16 protein-coding genes are annotated in these 18,380 nt (G+C 66.8%); 3 read left to right on the forward strand and 13 right to left on the reverse strand.

All coding sequences use genetic code 11. From position 1 onward, the window contains the following. The first annotated feature begins 132 nt into the window (after window positions 1-132). Complete coding sequence (locus LQV39_RS07190) at window positions 133-501, forward strand: VOC family protein (RefSeq protein ID WP_230022465.1); 369 nt, start codon at window positions 133-135, stop codon at window positions 499-501. 24 nt (window positions 502-525) lie between these two features. Here the strand turns inward: LQV39_RS07190 and LQV39_RS07195 are convergent, their stop codons facing one another. Both LQV39_RS07195 and LQV39_RS07200 read right to left on the reverse strand, forming a co-directional pair. Further along, window positions 526-933, reverse strand: a complete 408-nt coding sequence (locus tag LQV39_RS07195; protein WP_230022468.1) for a lysozyme inhibitor LprI family protein — start codon at window positions 931-933, stop codon at window positions 526-528. A gap of 60 nt (window positions 934-993) precedes the next feature. Beyond that, a complete protein-coding gene (locus tag LQV39_RS07200; RefSeq protein ID WP_230022471.1) occupies window positions 994-3,249 on the reverse strand; it encodes an arginine/lysine/ornithine decarboxylase in 2,256 nt (751 codons plus the stop codon). A 216-nt stretch (window positions 3,250-3,465) separates the two neighbouring features. Here LQV39_RS07200 and LQV39_RS07205 point away from each other — a divergent pair, with 216 nt between their 5' ends. Continuing rightward, window positions 3,466-3,984: a hypothetical protein gene (locus LQV39_RS07205; protein ID WP_230022474.1), complete on the forward strand. Its 519-nt coding sequence runs from the start codon at window positions 3,466-3,468 to the stop codon at window positions 3,982-3,984. Here LQV39_RS07205 and LQV39_RS07210 read toward each other — a convergent pair. The 11 genes from LQV39_RS07210 to wrbA all read right to left on the reverse strand — a co-directional run bounded on the left by LQV39_RS07210 (window position 3,951) and on the right by wrbA (window position 16,891). Further along, window positions 3,951-4,451: a dihydrofolate reductase gene (locus LQV39_RS07210; RefSeq protein ID WP_230022476.1), complete on the reverse strand. Its 501-nt coding sequence runs from the start codon at window positions 4,449-4,451 to the stop codon at window positions 3,951-3,953. The genes LQV39_RS07205 and LQV39_RS07210 overlap by 34 nt on opposite strands. Window positions 4,452-4,454: 3 nt before the next feature. Beyond that, window positions 4,455-5,249: a thymidylate synthase gene (locus LQV39_RS07215; RefSeq protein ID WP_230022478.1), complete on the reverse strand. Its 795-nt coding sequence runs from the start codon at window positions 5,247-5,249 to the stop codon at window positions 4,455-4,457. A 38-nt stretch (window positions 5,250-5,287) separates the two neighbouring features. Continuing rightward, complete coding sequence (locus tag LQV39_RS07220; RefSeq protein ID WP_230022481.1) at window positions 5,288-6,382, reverse strand: low specificity L-threonine aldolase; 1,095 nt, start codon at window positions 6,380-6,382, stop codon at window positions 5,288-5,290. A gap of 53 nt (window positions 6,383-6,435) precedes the next feature. Beyond that, window positions 6,436-8,454: a methyl-accepting chemotaxis protein gene (locus LQV39_RS07225; RefSeq protein WP_230022484.1), complete on the reverse strand. Its 2,019-nt coding sequence runs from the start codon at window positions 8,452-8,454 to the stop codon at window positions 6,436-6,438. Window positions 8,455-8,575: 121 nt separating this feature from the next. Next, entirely contained in the window at window positions 8,576-10,366 is a 1,791-nt protein-coding gene (locus LQV39_RS07230) for an ABC transporter transmembrane domain-containing protein (RefSeq protein ID WP_230022487.1), read from the reverse strand. Between the two features lie 28 nt (window positions 10,367-10,394). Further along, window positions 10,395-11,462 (reverse strand): carotenoid 1,2-hydratase, encoded by a 1,068-nt coding sequence (locus LQV39_RS07235; protein ID WP_230022491.1) that lies wholly within the window; start codon window positions 11,460-11,462, stop codon window positions 10,395-10,397. Continuing rightward, the gene (locus LQV39_RS07240; RefSeq protein WP_230022493.1) at window positions 11,462-14,017 is read right to left on the reverse strand and encodes an ABC transporter permease; all 2,556 of its coding nucleotides are present in this window, start codon (window positions 14,015-14,017) and stop codon (window positions 11,462-11,464) included. The genes LQV39_RS07235 and LQV39_RS07240 overlap by 1 nt, the downstream gene beginning before the upstream one ends. Beyond that, window positions 14,005-14,448, reverse strand: a complete 444-nt coding sequence (locus LQV39_RS07245) for a DUF4124 domain-containing protein (protein WP_230022496.1) — start codon at window positions 14,446-14,448, stop codon at window positions 14,005-14,007. Before LQV39_RS07245 ends, LQV39_RS07240 begins: the two co-directional genes overlap by 13 nt. A 13-nt stretch (window positions 14,449-14,461) precedes the next feature. Further along, window positions 14,462-15,871: an FAD-binding oxidoreductase gene (locus LQV39_RS07250; protein WP_230022508.1), complete on the reverse strand. Its 1,410-nt coding sequence runs from the start codon at window positions 15,869-15,871 to the stop codon at window positions 14,462-14,464. 6 nt (window positions 15,872-15,877) lie between these two features. Next, the gene (locus tag LQV39_RS07255) at window positions 15,878-16,276 is read right to left on the reverse strand and encodes a DUF2069 domain-containing protein (RefSeq protein WP_230022510.1); all 399 of its coding nucleotides are present in this window, start codon (window positions 16,274-16,276) and stop codon (window positions 15,878-15,880) included. Between the two features lie 3 nt (window positions 16,277-16,279). Continuing rightward, window positions 16,280-16,891 carry an NAD(P)H:quinone oxidoreductase gene (gene wrbA, locus LQV39_RS07260; protein ID WP_230022512.1) on the reverse strand — a complete coding sequence of 204 codons (612 nt, stop codon included), beginning with the start codon at window positions 16,889-16,891 and terminating at the stop codon, window positions 16,280-16,282. Between the two features lie 86 nt (window positions 16,892-16,977). Here wrbA and LQV39_RS07265 point away from each other — a divergent pair, with 86 nt between their 5' ends. Next, window positions 16,978-18,318, forward strand: a complete 1,341-nt coding sequence (locus LQV39_RS07265) for a YihY family inner membrane protein (protein WP_230022515.1) — start codon at window positions 16,978-16,980, stop codon at window positions 18,316-18,318. Window positions 18,319-18,380 lie beyond the last annotated feature (62 nt).

Raw genomic sequence — 18,380 nt, forward strand, 5'->3', positions numbered from 1 at the left:
GGATTCGGGCGGCATGCCGCCCAGGGTGTATCACTTTGAAAGGAGGCTGCGGCCTCCTTTTTTCATGGCATTGCAAGTTCCGGCGCGATGGACTATCGTGGAAATCCACCACGCAGCCTGAAGGAGAATGGCATGCAGAACCCTGTCGACTGGTTCGAGATCTACGTGCAGGACATGGAGCGCGCGTGCGCGTTCTACACCGGGGTGTTCCAGGTGAAGCTGGAACGCCTCGATACGCCGGATATCGAGATGTGGGGTTTCCCGATGGCGGGGGACAACTACGGCGCGACCGGCGCCCTGGTCCGGATGCCGGGCTTTGAGCCGAGCGGTCAGGGCGTGATCATCTACTTCAAGTGCGAGGATTGCGCGGCCGAGGCGGCGCGCGCAGCGGAGGGTGGCGGCAGCGTGGTCAAGCCCAAGTTCTCGATCGGGAAGTACGGCCATATCGCCTTGGTCAAGGATACTGAGGGCAATATGATCGGGCTGCATTCGATGAATTGAGCCCCCGGCAATGCAGGGTAGTGCTCAGTCAGGCTCCACAAACTCCTTAAGGGCTTTCATGCGTGTCTCTGCATGTCCCTGCATGCAGCCGATATGCATGAGGGTACGGATGGTGCCGCCGGCGTTGCGCTGGTAGACGGCGGCGCAGTCGGCTTCACGGAACTTGACCCAGGCTCGTTGCGCCGTAATCAGTTTCTGCTTTGCTTCGACGCTTTCCTTGCCCTCGGCATCCAGAGTCTTGAGTGTCTGCCGGTAGACCTCGTTGAGTTTCGCTTCGACGCCCTTCAGTTCGATCGCCGCGCACTCGTTCATGTCGGGCGTACTCATGGCGTTCTTGCAATCGAGCGCTGCGGCGGAGGCGGCGCTGGCCGCAAATGCGACCATGGCAGCAAGGAGGGCGCGGCACAAGCTGGCGAATGCGCGTGATGTCATCGTGTTCTTCCTGAAAAAAAGCCCGGATCGCTCCGGGCTTCTCGATTAGCTGAAACTGGCTCAGTCCTGCTTCACGCAATCCACGAAGTACCCCAGCTTCCCATCCACCTCACGCTTGACCAGCCCGTGCACATCGGTCTCGAAGCCCGGGAAGCGCTCGTTGAAGTCGCGCGCGAAGCGCAGGTAGTCGACGATGGTCTTGTTGAAGCGCTCGCCCGGGATCAGCAGCGGGATGCCCGGCGGGTAGGGCGTCAGCAGGATCGCGGTGATGCGGCCTTCGAGCTCCTCGATCGAGACGCGCTCGATCTCGCGGTGCGCCATCTTGGCGAAGGCGTCCGAGGGCTTCATCGCCGGGATCATGTCCGACAAATACATCTCGGTGGTCAGGCGCGCCACGTCGCGCGACTTGTAAAAGTCGTGGATCTGCTGGCACAGGTCGCGCAGGCCCCAGGATTCGTAGCGCGGGTTGGCCGCGCAGAATTCCGGCATGATGCGCCACATCGGCTGGTTGCGGTCGTAATCGTCCTTGAACTGCTGCAGGGCGGTGACCAGGGTGTTCCAGCGGCCCTTGGTGATGCCGATCGTGAACAGGATGAAGAAGGAGTACAGGCCGCACTTCTCGATGATCACGCCGTGCTCGGCCAGGTACTTGGTCACGATCGAGGCCGGGATGCCGGAATCGTCGAAGGAGCCGTCCAGCGCCAGGCCCGGGGTCACCACGGTGGCCTTGATCGGGTCCAGCATGTTGAAGCCTTCGGCCAGCTTGCCGAATCCGTGCCAGGTGTGGTCGGCGTGGATCATCCAGTCGGCCTGGGTGCCGATGCCTTCTTCGCTGGTGACCTGCGGGCCCCAGACCTTGAACCACCAGTCGTCGCCGATTTCTTCGTCGACCTTCTGCATCGCGCGGCGGAAGTCCAGCGATTCGTAGATCGACTCTTCGACCAGGGCGGTGCCGCCCGGCGCTTCCATCATCGCCGCGGCGACGTCGCAGGAAGCGATGATCGAGTACTGCGGCGAGGTCGAGGTGTGCATCAGGTAGGCCTCGTTGAAGGCGTCCTGGTCCAGCTTGACGGTCTCGGATTCGCGCACCAGCACCTGCGAGGCCTGCGACAGGCCGGCCAGCAGCTTGTGCGTCGACTGGGTCGAGAAGATCATCGACTCCTTGGCGCGCGGACGGTCGCGGCCGATCGCGTGCATGTTCTTGTAGAAGTCGTGGAAGGTCGCGTGCGGGATCCAGGCTTCGTCGAAGTGGAGGGTGTCGATCTTCCCGTCCAACATTTCACGCAGGGTTTCGACGTTGTAGACCACGCCGTCGTAGGTCGACTGCGTGATGGTGAGGATGCGCGGCTTCTTGTTCTTGGCTTCGCGCGCGAACGGGTTCGCTTCGATCTTGCGGGCGATCGATTCGGGCGTGAATTCTTCCAGCGGGATCGGGCCGATGATGCCGAGGTTGTTCCGGGTCGGCATCAGGAACACGGGGATCGCGCCGCACATGATGATCGAGTGCAGGATCGACTTGTGGCAGTTACGGTCGACCACGACGATGTCGCCCGGCGCCACGGTCGAGTGCCAGACCATCTTGTTCGAGGTCGAAGTGCCGTTGGTGACGAAGTAGCAGTGGTCGGCGTTGTAGATGCGCGCGGCGTTGCGCTCCGACTTGGCCACCGGGCCGGTGTGGTCGAGCAGCTGGCCGAGTTCCTCGACCGCGTTGCAGACGTCGGCGCGCAGCATGTTCTCGCCGAAGAACTGGTGGAACATCTGGCCGATGGGGCTCTTCAGGAAGGCGACGCCGCCCGAGTGGCCGGGACAGTGCCAGGAATAGGAACCGTCGTTGGCGTAGTTGACCAGGGCGCGGAAGAAGGGCGGCGCCAGGCTGTCCAGGTAGGCCTTCGCTTCGCGGATGATGTGGCGCGCGACGAATTCCGGGGTGTCCTCGAACATGTGGATGAAGCCGTGCAGCTCCTTCAGGATGTCGTTCGGGATGTGGCGGCTGGTGCGGGTCTCGCCGTAGATGTAGATCGGGATGTCCGAGTTCTTGTGGCGGATCTCCTGCACGAAGGCGCGCAGCGCGGTTAGTGCGAAGTTGGTCTCTTCGATGGTGCCGCTGCCGAATTCCTCGTCGTCGATCGACAGCACGAAGGCCGAGGCGCGCGACTGCTGCTGGGCGAACTGGGACAGGTCGCCATAGCTCGTCAGGCCCAGCACTTCCATGCCTTCTCTTTCCATCGCGGCGGCCAGCGCGCGAATGCCGAGGCCCGAGGTATTCTCGGAACGGAAGTCCTCGTCAATGATGACGATTGGGAATCGAAATTTCATGGACAGCTCCAAAGCGAAGCGCCGTGCACCCCATCTCCCTCAAAGTAGAGATGGCCGGGCACGGCACCGAAAAAAAATAGAAGCGGATTTTCGCAGAATTTCCGCATGTCGGCGCAATTTTTTTTGTTAGCTTAGCCAGACTGGACCAATGGCGGCGCACCGTTGTTGCTGGCCAAGCAATGATAAAATGCCACGGTCTACTCAGCGGAGGCCGGCATGAACCCAGTGCGCATCAGATTCGAGAGCAGGCTCCCGAGGTCGGCCGCCGAACTCTGGGCCTGGAGCACCTCCGCGCGCGGCGTGCACACGGAGATGGCGCCGGTGCTGAAGCTCGAGTTCCCGAAGGGGATGCAGCACATCCCGCAAAGCCAGGACAGTCTCGGCAGTCCCTTGGGGAATTGCCGCTTCCTGCTGTTCGGCGTGGTGCCGGTAGACCTGTCGCGCCTGACTTTCGTGGAGATGGAGCCGGGCCGCCGCTTCGTCGAGCAGTCGCCGCTGCTGTCGATGAAGTCGTGGCGGCACGAGCGTGTGATCGAGCCTGTCGATGACGGCGCGCTGGTGGTCGACAGCCTCGAGTTCACGCCGCGCATGGCGGGGCCGGTGGTCGGCTGGTTCGTGGGGCGCTTCTTCGCGCACCGCCACGCCGTGCTGCGCCGCGAATTCGGCGAGCGCCGTTCAGCGCCCCGCGCCGCCGCCAGCCATCAGGGCGCCGATCGGGCCGACATGCGTTCGTAGCTGACGAAGGCGAAGGCCACGCCATCCTTCGAGACGTGCTCTTCGCGCGCGGTGACCGTCCATACCGCCGGATCGATCTCCGGGAAGAAGGTGTCGCAGCGGTAGACGGCGTCGATATGCGTCACGATCAGGCGGCCGGCGGTGGCGATCGCTTCATTGAAGATCTGGGCGCCGCCGATGATGCTGGCTTCCTGCTCGCCCACCAGTGCGGCCGCTTCCTCGAGCGAGCCCGCCACTTCGACGCCCTCGTGCGACCAGTCGCGGTTGCGGGTGACGACGATGTTGCGGCGCTTGGGCAGCGGACGGCCGATCGAGTCGAAGGTCTTGCGGCCCATGATGATGGGGCGCTCGACGGTGACGCGCTTGAAGTGGGCCAGGTCTTCGGGCAGGTGCCAGGGCAGCTGGTTGTCGACGCCGATGCCGCGCTGGGCGTCCATCGCGACCACCAAAGTGATTTGCTTGCTCATGTCTTATACCGCCACAGGCGCCTTGATGGCGGGATGCGGATCGTAGCCGGCCACGTCGAAGTCCTCGAACTTGTAGTCGAACAGTGAATCCGGCTTGCGGCGGATAGACAGCCGCGGCAGCGGGCGCTCCTCGCGCGACAGCTGCAGCTCGACCTGTTCCAGGTGGTTCGAATACAGGTGGCAGTCGCCGCCGGTCCAGATGAAATCGCCCACTTCCAGGCCGGCCTGCTGCGCCATCATGTGGGTCAGCAGGGCGTAGGAGGCGATATTGAAGGGCACGCCCAGGAAGATGTCGGCGCTGCGCTGGTAGAGCTGGCAGGAGAGCTTGCCGTCGGCCACATAGAACTGGAAGAAGGCGTGGCAGGGCGGCAGCTTCATCTGCGGGATGTCGGCCACGTTCCAGGCCGAGACGATCATGCGGCGCGAGTCCGGATTGTTCCTGATCTGGTCGAGCACCTGGCTGATCTGGTCGATATGCCCGCCGTTGGGCGCCGGCCAGCTGCGCCACTGGTAGCCGTAGATCGGACCCAGTTCGCCGTTGGCGTCGGCCCATTCGTCCCAGATCGAGACCCCGTGTTCCTTCAGGTAGGCGATGTTGGTGGAGCCGGCCAGGAACCAGATCAGCTCATGGATGATGGACTTCAGGTGCACCTTCTTGGTGGTCACCAGCGGGAAGCCGTCCTGCAAATTGAAGCGCATCTGGTAGCCGAACACGGAACGCGTGCCGGTGCCGGTACGGTCGGTCTTGACCGCGCCATGGTCGCGGACATGGCGCATCAGGTCTGAATATTGGCGCATCGGGATCGTGAATCTAAAGCAGTTAACAAGCTGGCATTTTACTCGATTGCTGCCGCCAGTTCTGCCGCCAGCAATGCCACCGCCTCGCGCACCCGGCCATCCGGCGTGTCGAGCAGATTGTCCCCGACATAGCATTCGAAATAAGAGGTGTCCGGCAGCACGCCGTGATTGATGCGATGGAAGATCCAGATGCCGTGTTCCGCCGCCAGCTTGCGCCGGATCGCCAGCGCGCGTTCGCGGCTCACCGGCAGGTGCAGGTGCAGCATGTTGGCCTGCGGCGCCGCCGGATTGACCTTGATGACGGGATGGTCGCGCAAGACCTCATACAGGAACTGCGTGCGGCGGAACAGGGCCGGCATGCTGGCCAGGCGCGCATCGAACTGCATCGCCGCCGCCACAACGTAAGGCGACTGGTGCACCAGCTTGCCGCCCTGGCGCGCGAACCATTTGGCGGCGCGGGCGACGAATTCGCGCGAGCCGAGCAGCATGGCGCCGCCCAGGCCGCCGATGCCCTTGTACAGCGACACGTAGACCGAGTCGAAGCCGGCCGCGATTTCGGCCAGCGGGCGGCCATAGCCGGCGGCCGCTTCCCACAGGCGGGCGCCGTCCATGTGCAGGTGGATGTTCTGTTCGCGGCAGTGCGCCTTGATGGCCTGCAGCTCGTCCCAGTCGGACAGCTGGCCGCCGATTTCGCGCATCGGGATCTCGAGGCTGACGGCAGAGAGGCGGTCCGGAATGCCGATGATGTCGGCCGCCGTCCAGGGACGGTGGCGGTCGCCCACCGACAGCGCATCGAAGTGGTTCAGCAGCTGGTAGTTCGAGCCTTCGTGGACGAAGATATGCGAGGTCGGGTGCAGGGCCACCGGGGCCTTGCCACGCTCGGCCACCGCCAGGCGCAGGGCGGTCACCTGGGTCATGGTGCCGGAGATGCAGAACACCGCCGCTTCGAAGCCGAGCAGCTCGGCCACCTTGCGTTCGAAGTCCTGGATCAGGGCGCCTTCGCCGTAGACGTCATGGCTGATGGCATTGGCCTCGCACCAGGCGGCCATGGCGGAAAACATCTCGGCCGGGCGGCGCGGGCGGTGGCCGGGGAGGATGGTGGTGCAGCGGGCAAGCAGTTCGGTATCGCTCATGGCGCAACTCTACACCGAACAAGCGGGGCCGTGAAGGGCGGCCCCGCTGAGGATCAGTAACGCGGCAGCGCAGGGCGTGCGGACGGCTCGGCGGCCATCTGCGCATCGTCCAGCTTGAACAAACGGACCGCGCGCGCCAGCTGCTCTGCCTGTTCCTGCATGGCTTGGGCGGCGGCGCTGGCTTCCTCGACCAGGGCCGCATTGTGCTGGGTGACCTGGTCCATTTCGCCGATCGCGCGGTTGATGTTCTCGATGCCGCCGGTCTGCTCGCTGCTGGCGGCGCTGATGCGGCCCATGATGCCGGTGACCTGTTCGGCGCTGTCCAGCACTTCGGCCATCGTGGTGCCGGCTTCCTGCACCAGGCGGCTGCCGGCGTCGACTTCGGCGCCCGAGGCCTGGATCAGGGCTTTGATCTCCTTGGCCGCGGCGGCCGAGCGCTGCGCCAGGTTGCGCACTTCGGAGGCGACGACGGCAAAGCCGCGGCCCTGTTCGCCGGCACGCGCCGCTTCCACGGCCGCATTCAGCGCCAGGATATTGGTCTGGAAGGCGATGCCGTCGATGACGCCGATGATGTCGGCGATGCGGCCCGAGGACTGCTTGATCGCTTCCATGCGCTCGATCACCTGGCTCACCATGCGGCCGCCTTCCTGCGCGACCATCGAGGTGTTGACCGCCAGCTGGTTCGCCTGGTGGGCGTCGCCGGCGTTCTGGCGCACGGTCTCGGTCAGGTCCTGCATCGAGTTGGCGGTGACGGCCAGGGTCGCGGCCTGCTGCTCGGTGCGGGCGGAGAGGTCGAGGTTACCGGAAGAGATCTCGTTGGACGCGTTGAGGATCTGCTCGGCGCCGCTTCGCACCTGGCCGACCACGTTCGACAGGCCCTTGCCGATCTCGTTCATGGCGGCGGCCAGGCGGCCGATCTCGTCGCGGCGACCGGCGTCGAGCGTGACGGTGAGGTCGCCCTGGGCCATGCGCACGGCGGCGTCGCGGGCCGCGCCCAGCGGACGGGTGACGGCGCGCTTCATGACCGCGCTCAGGATGACGGCGAAGATCGCCAGCGCAATCAGTCCGCTCAGGATGGCGCGGTTGCGCAGTTCCACGGCTTGTTGGACGATTTCGTCTTCGTAGGTGCCGCCGGCAATTAGCCAGTTCCAGTCCTTGAACAGCGTATAGGCGACAACGCGCGAGCGCGCCGATGCGTCGCCCGGGTTCTGGATGGCGTAGGTGGTCAGGCCTTCCTTCGAGTCAAGAATATCGCGCACGTAGGCACGGCCTGCGGCATCGCGGTCGTCGAGGATGCTCTTGCCTTCCTTGCTCGGGTGAACGATCAGGGTGCCGTAATTTTTGCCAGGCGCGGCGTTCAACACGTAGAAGTAACCGGTTTCGCCGACCTTCATGCTGCGGATGCTGTCCTTCAGGTGCGCCAAATCGGCGCTGATGTCGATGCCGACGTAGAGCACGGCAATGACCTTGCCGCCTGCATCCTTTACCGGCTTGTACTCGGTGATGGTTTGCTTGCCGAACAGGGTCACCAGGCCGACATAGGGTTTGCCGGCCTTCAGCTCGGCGTATGCGGGGCTGGCGTGGTCGAGTACCGTGCCGACGGCGCGGTCGCCGTTTTCCTTGCGCACCGAGGTGCTCACGCGGACAAAGTCTTCGCCGTTGGCCACGAAGATGGTGGCGTTGCCGCCGGTCTCGCGAGTGAAGCGGTCGGGCGCGCTGAAGTCGAGATTGAGCTGGGTGTCGCCGCTTTTCAGCACCGGCACCTGCTTGCCCGCCACCTCGACAGTATGCTCGGTATCGACGCTGAATTCGCCCGGGAAGCCAGCGGCGAAAACCTTGCCGAAGGCGACGGCCTCGCTGGAGACGGCGCGGTCGAACATCTCGACGGTGGCCATCACGCTGCGCAGTCCTGCCTTGACGTTGACCACAGCGCGCTCGTGCAGCAGGTTGGAGGTGGTCCAGCTGATGGTGGTGACCAGCGCGGCCAGGATCAGGCCGACGAGGGCAAAAGTCAAAACGGTGATCTTCGAGCCGACTGACCAGCGCGAGATGTCGAACATGGGCTTGTTCATGAAATCCGGGTATGCAAAGTGAATTCCCGAATGATACTGGAAGTATCCACAGGGCAACTACGGAGAAACCCTTAGTTCGACGTATTTGCGCAACAGATTATTATGGTGGCATGCGTTTTTGTTATGCGTGCACGTGGTGGAACTGCAGCGCCGCCAGGTTGGCATAGATCCCGCCCAGCGCCACCAACGAGGCATGGGTGCCGGTCTCAACGATGCGGCCATCTTCCATCACGATGATGCGATCGGCGCGCTGCACGGTGGCGAGGCGGTGGGCAATGATCAGCGTGGTGCGGCCGACCATCGCCGCTTCCAGCGCGCTCTGCACCAGGCGTTCCGATTCCGCATCCAGCGCGCTGGTGGCTTCGTCGAGCAGCAGCAGGGGTGGATTCTTCAGCAGGGCGCGCGCAATGGCGATGCGCTGGCGCTGGCCGCCGGACAGGCGCACGCCGCGCTCGCCCAGGTAGGAGGCATAGCCCTGCGGCAGGCGTTCGATGAATTCGTGGGCGGCCGCCATCTTCGCCGCTGCGATCACCTCGGCGTCGCTGGCCTCGGGACGGCCGTAGCGGATGTTCTCCATGGCGTCGGCCGAGAAGATGACGGTGTCCTGCGGGACGATGCCGATCGCGCCGCGCAGCACCTGCAGGTCGAGGTCGCGGATGTCGGCGCCGTCCAGCAGGATCGCGCCCGACTGTGGGTCGTAGAAGCGCAGCAGCAGCTGGAACAGGGTGGTCTTGCCGGCGCCGGAAGGGCCGACCACGGCCACCGTTTCGCCGGGCCGGATGTCCAGGTTCAGGTGCGACAGGGCGGCGTGGTCCGGACGCGAGGGATAGGAGAAGCCGACGTCCTGCAGTTGCAGCGAGGCGCCGCCGGCATGGCGCGGCGGCAGCGGCTTCGGATGCAGCGGGCTGGCGATGCTCGAGCGCAGCGCCAGCAGTTCGAGCAGGCGCTCGGCGGCGCCGGCCGCGCGCTGGGCCTCGCCCATCACTTCCGACAGCGCGCCGACCGCGCCCGAGACGATGGAAGCGTAGAGGATGAACTGGCCGAGGTCGCCGCCGGTCATGGTCCCGGCCAGCACCGCATGCGCGCCCAGCCACAGCACGAAGACGATGGCGCCGAACACCAGCACGATGGCCAGCATGGTCAGCACCGAGCGCGCGCGAATGCGCCGCATCGCGGTCTGGAAGGCCTGCTCGACCGAGCTGCCGAAGCGCTGGGCCTCGCGGACTTCGCCGGTATAGGCCTGCACGGTCGGCATGGCGTTGAGGATCTCGCCGGCCATGGCGGAAGCGTCGGCGATGCGGTCCTGCGAGTCGCGCGAGAGCTTGCGCACGCGGCGGCCGAACAGCACGATCGGCACCACCACCAGCACCAGCAGGCCGAGGATGATGGAAGTCAGCTTGGCGCTGGTCACGAACAGCATGGCCAGGCCGCCGACGAAGAGCAGGGTATTGCGCAGGGCCAGCGAGATGCTGGTGCCGACCACGCTCTGGATCAGGGTGGTGTCGGTGGTCAGGCGCGACAGCACTTCGCCGCTGCGGGTGGTCTCGAAGAATTCCGGGCTTTGCCGCACCACGTGCGAGTAGACCGCGTTGCGGATGTCCGCGGTGACGCGCTCGCCCAGCCAGGACACCATGTAGAAGCGCGCGGCGGTGGCCACGCCCAGCACCGCGGCCACGCCGAACAGGGCCAGGAAGGTGGCGTTGACGTTGGCGATGCTGCCGCTGCCGGCGGCGCCGAAGCCGTGGTCGATCATCTGCTTGAAGGCGTAGGGAATGGCCAGGGTGGCGCCGGCGGCCACCAGCAGGGCAATCCCGGCCAGCGCGAACTGGCGGCGGTAGGGCTTCAGGAAAGGCAGCAGGCGGGCGAGGGCCTTGAAGGTGCTTTGGCGGCTGGGGGTGGAACTGTCGCTCATGTGTCCTTGTTTCTTCTTTTCGTGTGGTTCAAAGTTTCATTGGGTCGACGTAACCCGTCAGCTCGAGATAGCCGCGGCCCAGGCGGCGGCCGTCGCGCTCGACCGTCACCGCGCCTTCCCAGTACACCGCGCCGGTCGAGCGGCGCGAGTCGAGTTCCTGGTCGGGCTGCAGTGGTGTCAAGCGCCAGGCCAGGGCGCCGGTCCGGATCGTGGTGGCGACCGGATAGCTGGCGCCGGTGCGCGGCGACTTCCATGTTTGCTGCGGCGTGAAGGCGACCTGTTCGGGATTGTACTGGGTCACGCGGCCGGCGGCATCACGATGGGTCGCATGCGCCCAGAGCTTGCCGCCATCCTTGCCGCGGATCTGGAAGGCCATCAGGGCGCCGCCGTCGTCGAGATTGATGCCGGCCCAGTCCCAGCCGGCGGCATTCGTCTCCAGCACCTGGCTGGACCATTCGTGGTCGAGCCATGCGCTGCCTTTGACGGCGATGGCCTTGCCGCCTCGCGTGACCGAGCCTGTAACCTGAAGATGCGGCTCGCTGTAGTAATAGCTGGCGTGTTCGGGCCGCAAGCCCTTGCGCGAGAAGCCGGCTTCGCCCTGCAGCAGCAGGGGCTGGGTCGGCGCCAGCTGCAGCTCGAAGGCCAGCTCGCCGCCGCGCACGGACACCCGGTAGCGGCCGTCCGCGCCACGCCGCATGCTCCAGTCTTCCAGTTTGACGTCGGTGGTGCCGGTCCTGGCCCAGGCAAGGCCGAAACCTTCGCGTGCGCTGCGCTGGTCGTGCAGGAGGTGGCCGGTGGCCGGGTCGGACAGGGCGGCGTGGCCGATGACCAGCTGCTTTGGCGCGAAGGCGCTGGGGTTGGCGTCGTCGTGCTCGGTACGGCTGCGGAAGAAGGTGACCTGGAAGCCGAGCGGCTTGCCGTCCGGTGTGTCGAGCCAGCCGGTCACGTACCACCACTCGGTGCGGTGCGCCGGGTGGGCGCCGAAGTCCTGCGGGAAGACCAGGGTACGGCCTGGTACGACAGGCGCGAACGAAGGCGGTGCGGCCTGCGCGGCGCTGGACAACAAAAGCAGGATCATGAGCAGACGGCGCAGCATCACCAGTCCTCCCGCACCGCGCGCACCGGACCGCCGGACAGCGCATAGCGCCCGGACACCAGCGCCGTGGCCACCGAAGCCGCCACCAGCACCCCCGCCACGCTGCCCAGCAGAGGCCAGGGCAGGTGCAGTTGCATGGTCCAGTGGAAGGATTGCGGGTTCACGACGTAGACGAGAATGAGGCTGATCAAGAGGCCCAGCGCGAAGCCGGTGGCCACGCCCAGCACGGTCAGCGAGCCGCCCTCCAGAGCGAGGATGCGCAGCACCTGGCCGCGCGAGACGCCCACGTGGCGCAGCATGCCGAACTCGCGGGCGCGCGCCAGGGTCTGGGCCGAGAAGGTGGCCGCCACGCCGGACAGGCCGATGGCGATGGCGATCGCTTCCAGCAGATAGGTGACGGCGAAGCTGCGGTCGAAGATCCTGAGGCTGGCGGCGCGGATCTCGCCGGGGCTGGCGAATTGCAGGGTCGCGCCGAAGGGCAGGGCGCGCAGGCGGGCGGCGATGGCGTCGACCGGCACGCCCTTGTCGGCCCACAGCGCGGCGTCGGTGACGGTGCTGTCCCCGGTCAGGCGCCGGTAATCGGGCAGGCGCACCACCACGGAGCCGGACTGGTTGGCGTAGTCGCGCCAGACGCCGGCCACGAAGAAGCTTTGCCGGCGCCCGCCCAGCGGCAGTGCGACGCGCTGGCCGGGGTGGAAGCCATACAGGTCGGTCATGGCTTCCGACACCCACAGCGGCAACTCGCCCGCCGGCGCCGGCACGGCCTCGCCGACCAGGGCCAGCATGCGGCCGGGATCCGCAGCGTCGATGTCGCGCGCGATCAGGGTGATGGCGGGGCGCGCGGGATCCAGCGACAGCGGCCGGGTACGCAGGAAGGCCGAACGCGAGACGCCAGGCAGCGCGGCGATCGCCGCCTGCGCCGGGGCGTCCAGGCTGCCCGTATTGCCGCCGCTGGCGGTGCGCACATACAGGTCGGCCGGCAGGATGTGCAGGATCCAGTCGTCGACAGAGACGCGGAAGCTGGCGACCATGATGCCCATCGCGACCATCAGGCTGAAGCTGGCCAGCACGCCGCCCAATGCGATCGAGGCCTGGCCCGGCGCATTCGCCAGCCGCGCCAGCGCCAGGTTCAGCACCGGCGACTGTGATGAAGAAGGCCGGCGCAGCTGCAACCGGTTCAGCAAACGGAAGCTGCTGGCCGCCAGGCGCGGCATCAGGCCGATCCCGCCGATCAGCAGCAGGGCGACGGCGAAATAGCCGAACAGCGGCAGCTCGAACACGGGCGGCGCGTAGGCGCAGGCGGCGGCCGCGGCCAGGCAGAGCAGCGAGGGCCAGATGCGCGACAGGCGCTCGAGTGCCGCCTCGTCGTTGCCGGACTTGAGCGCCACCGCGGGCCGGGCGCGGGCGGCCTCCCAGGCCGGCGCCGCGCAGCCCAGCAGGGCCACGCCCAGTCCGAGCAGGAAGAACACGCAGGCCGCCACCGGGGTGAACACCACGGTCGGCTTCACCCCGGGGAAGTAGCCGGCGCCGAGGTCGCCGCCGAAGAAGGCCAGCGCGGCCGCCGCCAGTCCATAGCCGGCCGCGATGCCGAGCAGGGCGCCGATCACGCCCAGGCTCGCGCCTTCGACCAGCACCTGGCGCAGCAGCGCGCGGCGCGGCAGGCCGAGCACGCGCAGCAACGCGAACTGGCTGCGCCGCCGCAGCACGGACAGGGCCTGGGTCGAGAACACGAGAAAGGCGCCGGTGAACAAAGCCACCAGCGCCAGCACGGTCAGGTTCACGCGGTAGGCGCGGCTGAGGTTATTGTTGCGGCTTTCCTGGTTGGCGTCGTTCGGCGCCGCCACCGTGAAGCGGCCCGGATAGTCCTTTTCCAGCTCGGCCGCCAGCGCGCGTTGGAAGGCGCCGCGGTCGACGCCGTCGCGCAGTTTCAAATCGATGCGCGACAGCTTGCCCAGCTGGTTGAAGCGCCACTGCAGGGCGCCGATGTCCATCACGGCCAGGCGCTGGCCGCTGCGCGCGCGCAGGATGGGTCCGGCCACGCGCAGCGGCACGTCCTGTGTGCCGGCGCGCAGGCGTAAAGTCGAACCGGTGCGCACGCCCAGCCAGGCCTGGGCCGCCGGAGACAGAAAGATGGTGTCGTCACCCAGCACGTCGGCGCCGCGCCCGTTCGCCGGCACGCCGCTCAGGTCCGGCGAAATGTAGCCGGCGCGCAGTGCGTCCAGGCCGACGATCTTCAGCGATCCCGGCTTGCCGGACAGCGCCGCATCGACTTCCAGCACCGGCGACGCCACTGCCACGCCCTCGTGCGCGGCCAGGCGCGGATAGATGCGTTCGTCGAACTGGGCTTCGCGCCCGGCCACCTGCAAGTCGGCCTGGCCGGCCAGGCTCTGGATGGCGGCGGAGAATTCGTTGAAAGCGGCGGCATTGATCAGGTGGATGGCAAAGCCCATGGCCACGCCGACGGCGATCGCCACCACGGCCAGCAGCGCGCGCATCGGGTGCGCACGCCACTCGCCGAACAGCAGCCAGCGCGAGAGCAGTCCTAGACGGGACATTCCACCGCCAGGGCTTCACGCTGGCGCCTCAGTTTGATGCGCGCGGCCTCGTGCCTGGCGCCGTGCACGGTGCGCGCCAGGTCTTCCTCCGCCCACTTGTGGCGCAGGCGCAGCTTCGCGCATTTCTGGCGCTTGGCATAAGCGGCGCGATTCTGCTTTGCCTGCGTTCTTTCCGCCTGGGCCTGTTCCTTCTCGCGCGCGATGCGAGCCTTTTCCAGTGCCAGCAGGGTGCGGGCGTCGCCGCCTTGCGGCCCCATGGTGTCGGCGGGCGAGATGCCGGCCGGCGGCGGGGGCAAGGCTCTGGACTCTCCCTTGGCGCAGGGGCGGTCGCTATAGCTGGTCTTGCCGTCTGCCGTGCATTTGTACACGGGCTGGGCCTGGGCGGCGGCCGACAGCAGCCAGGGAAGGATAGCCAAAAGAAGGCGCATCATGAAGCTCTCCCGGTCAAAGAATTTTGCCAGGGTTCATAATGCCCAGCGGGTCGAGCGCGGCCTTGATGGCACGCATCAGGTCCAGCTCGACCTGCGTCTTGTAGCGCGGCAGCTCCTCGCGCTTCAGGGCGCCGATGCCGTGTTCGGCCGATATCGAGCCGGCGAAGTCCGCCACGCTGTCGTGCACGATGCGGTTGACGTCGCCCTGGTAGGCCAGGAAGGCTTCATGCGGCGTGCCGGCAGGCGGCGCGATGTTGTAGTGCAGGTTGCCGTCGCCGAGGTGGCCGAAGCAGACCACCTGCACGCCCGGCCAGGCGCGGGCCAACAGGGCGTCGGTCTTTTCCACGAAGTCGGCGATGCGCGAGATCGGCACCGAGATGTCGTGCTTGATGTTCTTGCCGTCCGCGGCCTGGGCCAGCGGGATGTGCTCGCGGATCGCCCACAGCGCGCGCGATTGCGCGATCGAGGTCGCGACCACGGCGTCCTGGGCCAGGCCCGCTTCCAGCGCGTTCTCGATGGTCTCTTCCAGCAGGCGCACCGCGTGCTGCTCGGACTCGTGGCTGGACAGCTCCAGCAGGGCGTACTGCGGGTGCGTTTGCGGGAAGGGCTGGGGCAGGTTCGGGAAGTGCTTGCCGACCAGGCGCAGGCAGACGTCGCTCATCAGCTCGTAGCCGGTGAGGGTCGGGCCCGCGGTTTCCTGGGCCAGCTTCAGGAGTTCCAGCGCGTCGCGGCAGCTGCTAAGTGCGACGAGGGCGGTGATGCCTGCTTTCGGCTGCGGGAACAGCTTCAGCACGGCGCCGGTAATCACGCCCAGTGTGCCTTCGGCGCCGATGTAGAGGTCGCGCAGGTCGTAGCCGGTATTGTCTTTCCTGAGCCCGCGCAGGCCGTTCCACAGCTCGCCCTGGGCGGTGACCACTTCCAGCCCCAGGCACAGCTCGCGCGTGTTCCCGTAGCGCAGGACGCCGGTGCCGCCGGCATTCGTCGCCAGGTTGCCGCCGATCGTGCAGCTGCCTTCGGCCGCCAGCGACAGCGGGAACAGCATGCCGGCCGCGCTGGCGGCCTGCTGGATGTCGTGCAGGATGCATCCGGCGTCCACCGTCATGGTGCGGTTGATGCCGTCGACGGCGCGGATGCGGTTCAGGCGGCGCAGCGAGAGCACCACCGCGCGCCCGGAGTCGTCCGGCACGCTGCCGATCACCAAGCCGGTGCGCCCGCCCTGCGGCACCACCGGCACCCGGTGGGCGGCGCACAGCTGCACCAGGCCGGCCACCTGCTGCGGATCGGCGGGGCGCAGCACGGCGCGGGCGCGGCCCGTGTAGCGGCCGCGCCAGTCGGTCAGGTAGGGTGAGACGTCGGCGTCGTCGGTAAGTACATGCTCGGCGCCGATCAGCTCGCGGCAATGCGCGACGAATTGATCTGTCATGCGAAATCAGTCATGCGGTACTTTGACCTTGTCGAGCAGCTCCTTGGCCAGCTTTTTCGCCTGCTTCTTGTAGGGGCGCAGGTAGAGCAGGGCGAAGACGAAATAGGAAACCACCAGCAGCACCTCGCCCAGCGCCATGATGCGCGAGATCTCGGACCGGTCGCTCCAGGCCCGCACCGCGCCCTCGATGAAATAGATGAGGATGACCATCGACGACCACTGCAGCGTGTACAGGTCGCGCTTGATCACGCCGCGCAGCGGCAGCAGCAGCGGCAGGGCTTTGAGCGCCAGCAGCGAGCCGCCCGGATGCAGCGGGGCCACCACGATTTCCCAGGCCAGCAGCCAGACGCACAGGATGACCAGGCTGGTCACCGCTCCCGTATGAAATACCCGATGCACTTGCATTGCTTATTCCATCCCTTGCAGATTGCGGCTCGCCAGCGCCAGGCGCCGGCCCAGCGCGATCGCCAGCCGCTTCTCGTCGTCCGTGATCGGGCGGTTGCCGTCCACGCCGGACCAGTGGGTCGCGCCGTAGGGGCTGCCGCCGCTTGCGGTGGTCATCAGTTCCGGCATGGTGTAGGGCAGGCCCATCACCATCATGCCGTGGTGCAGCAGCGGAATCATCATCGACAGCAGGGTCGACTCCTGGCCGCCGTGCAGGCTGCCGGTGGAGGTGAACACGGCCGCCGGCTTGCCCGCCAGGGTGCCGGACAGCCACTGCGCCGAGGTGCCGTCGAGGAAGTACTTCATGGCCGCCGCCATATTGCCGAAACGGGTGGGCGAACCGAGCGCCAGCCCGGCGCACTCCGCCAGGTCATCCAGTTCGACATAGGGCGCCCCGCTGCGCGGGATGTCGGGCTCGGTCGCCTCCGCCACGGTGGAGACGGCCGGCACGGTGCGCAGGCGAGCCTCAAGACCGGGGACGCTTTCGACGCCCTGGGCGATGAGCTCAGCCAGTTTGCGAGTCTTGCCATGCCGTGAGTAATACAGGATGAGGATGATCGGAGTGGTTGGGTTCATCGTTGGTATTATAGGGCGGTTTATTCCTCCAACGTGTCCAGATGCTATCGAAAACGGTTTCCTCCATCTCCCGCTCCACCAGTGAGATGATCAACGTCAGCGTCGACATGGTGCGCGGCCTGACCTGGGCCGAGGTGCGCGACCTGGTGCGCTTCGCGCGCCGGCGCCTGCTGGACGAGAAACTGCCGCAGGTGGCAGGCAGCCTGACCTTTACGACCACGCTGGCGCTGGTGCCGCTGCTGACGATCGTGTTAGCCATCTTTACGACTTTCCCGATCTTCGGCCAGCTGCGCTCGGCGCTCGATCACTATTTCGTGCAGATGGTGATGCCGAAGGCGATCGCCAACACGATTACCTCGAACCTGACCCAGTTCGCCAGCAAGGCGACGCGCCTGTCGGCGGTGGGCGCGGTGGCGCTGGTGCTGACCACGGCGGCGATGATCGGCATGATCGAGCGCGCCTTCAACCAGATCTGGCGCGTGAAGCGTCCGCGACCGCTGGTGCAGCGTGTCCTGATCTACTGGGCCCTGGTGACCCTGGGGCCGCTGCTGTTCGGGATCTCGCTGACCCTGACTTCGCAGCTGTTCAGCGCCACCACGGGCCTGATGAGCGCCGTTCCCTTCCTCGGCGCGCTGTTCTATAGCGTGATTTCGGTGGCCCTGACCACCGGCGCCTACACGCTGCTCTACATGACGGTGCCGAACCGCTGGGTCGACTGGCGCGACGCGCTGTGGGGCGGGCTGGTGGCGGCGATCGCCTTCGAAGTTGCGAAACGCGTATTTGCGATTTTCATCCGCCAGTTCCCGACCTACGCCATTATCTACGGCGCGCTGGCGGCGCTGCCGCTGTTCCTGCTGTGGATGTACCTGTCCTGGCTGATCACCCTGGTGGGCGCGCTGCTGACGGCGGCGCTGCCGGTGGTGAAGTACGAGCGCTGGTGGTACGAGCCGGCGCCGGGCGGCGCCTTCGTCGACGCGATGGCCATTTTGAAAGTGCTGCACGGCGGCGCCGGCATCACCGGCACCGCGCTGGTGACCGGCGCCCAGATCCGCGCCCACACCCGCATCGGCTACGACGAGATGAGCCTGCTGCTGGAGCAGATGGTGGCGGCCGGCTGGGTGGGCCGGGTCCACGCCGAGGAAAGCCTGCAGGTGATCTGGGGCCGCGGCGCGCGCGAGGGCGGCGAGGGCTGGGTGCTGCTGGTCGATCCTGGCCTGATCCGTTTGTCCGACGTGTACCGCCGCTTCGTGTTCGGCGGAGCTGGCGTGGAGCCGACGCCTGGACTGGGCGCCGGGGCGGGGACCGGGGCCGGCGAGCCGGCGTCGGCTTCGCCGCTGGCGCTGGACACGGCGGCGCTGGCGCGGCGGGTCGAGGAGGCTGTCGAGCGCGGCCTGGACCAGACGCTGGCTGAGCATTTCGCTAACTGATCGGCGTTTTTAGCGCCGGGAAGCGGCTGTTCCGTGTCTGTCTGGATACGGAATATATTGAA

The organism is Massilia sp. Bi118, from assembly GCF_918697865.1.
Lineage (GTDB): Bacteria > Pseudomonadota > Gammaproteobacteria > Burkholderiales > Burkholderiaceae_D > Telluria.

What these genes read in the sequence shown, in the direction of transcription:
- LQV39_RS07190 (WP_230022465.1), top strand. Translation starts at nt 133, where the DNA reads ATGCAGAACCCTGTCGACTGGTTCGAGATCTACGTGCAGGACATGGAG.
- LQV39_RS07195 (WP_230022468.1), bottom strand. Translation starts at nt 933, where the DNA reads ATGACATCACGCGCATTCGCCAGCTTGTGCCGCGCCCTCCTTGCTGCC.
- LQV39_RS07200 (WP_230022471.1), bottom strand. Translation starts at nt 3,249, where the DNA reads ATGAAATTTCGATTCCCAATCGTCATCATTGACGAGGACTTCCGTTCC.
- LQV39_RS07205 (WP_230022474.1), top strand. Translation starts at nt 3,466, where the DNA reads ATGAACCCAGTGCGCATCAGATTCGAGAGCAGGCTCCCGAGGTCGGCC.
- LQV39_RS07210 (WP_230022476.1), bottom strand. Translation starts at nt 4,451, where the DNA reads ATGAGCAAGCAAATCACTTTGGTGGTCGCGATGGACGCCCAGCGCGGC.
- LQV39_RS07215 (WP_230022478.1), bottom strand. Translation starts at nt 5,249, where the DNA reads ATGCGCCAATATTCAGACCTGATGCGCCATGTCCGCGACCATGGCGCG.
- LQV39_RS07220 (WP_230022481.1), bottom strand. Translation starts at nt 6,382, where the DNA reads ATGAGCGATACCGAACTGCTTGCCCGCTGCACCACCATCCTCCCCGGC.
- LQV39_RS07225 (WP_230022484.1), bottom strand. Translation starts at nt 8,454, where the DNA reads ATGAACAAGCCCATGTTCGACATCTCGCGCTGGTCAGTCGGCTCGAAG.
- LQV39_RS07230 (WP_230022487.1), bottom strand. Translation starts at nt 10,366, where the DNA reads ATGAGCGACAGTTCCACCCCCAGCCGCCAAAGCACCTTCAAGGCCCTC.
- LQV39_RS07235 (WP_230022491.1), bottom strand. Translation starts at nt 11,462, where the DNA reads ATGCTGCGCCGTCTGCTCATGATCCTGCTTTTGTTGTCCAGCGCCGCG.
- LQV39_RS07240 (WP_230022493.1), bottom strand. Translation starts at nt 14,017, where the DNA reads ATGTCCCGTCTAGGACTGCTCTCGCGCTGGCTGCTGTTCGGCGAGTGG.
- LQV39_RS07245 (WP_230022496.1), bottom strand. Translation starts at nt 14,448, where the DNA reads ATGATGCGCCTTCTTTTGGCTATCCTTCCCTGGCTGCTGTCGGCCGCC.
- LQV39_RS07250 (WP_230022508.1), bottom strand. Translation starts at nt 15,871, where the DNA reads ATGACAGATCAATTCGTCGCGCATTGCCGCGAGCTGATCGGCGCCGAG.
- LQV39_RS07255 (WP_230022510.1), bottom strand. Translation starts at nt 16,276, where the DNA reads ATGCAAGTGCATCGGGTATTTCATACGGGAGCGGTGACCAGCCTGGTC.
- wrbA (WP_230022512.1), bottom strand. Translation starts at nt 16,891, where the DNA reads ATGAACCCAACCACTCCGATCATCCTCATCCTGTATTACTCACGGCAT.
- LQV39_RS07265 (WP_230022515.1), top strand. Translation starts at nt 16,978, where the DNA reads ATGATCAACGTCAGCGTCGACATGGTGCGCGGCCTGACCTGGGCCGAG.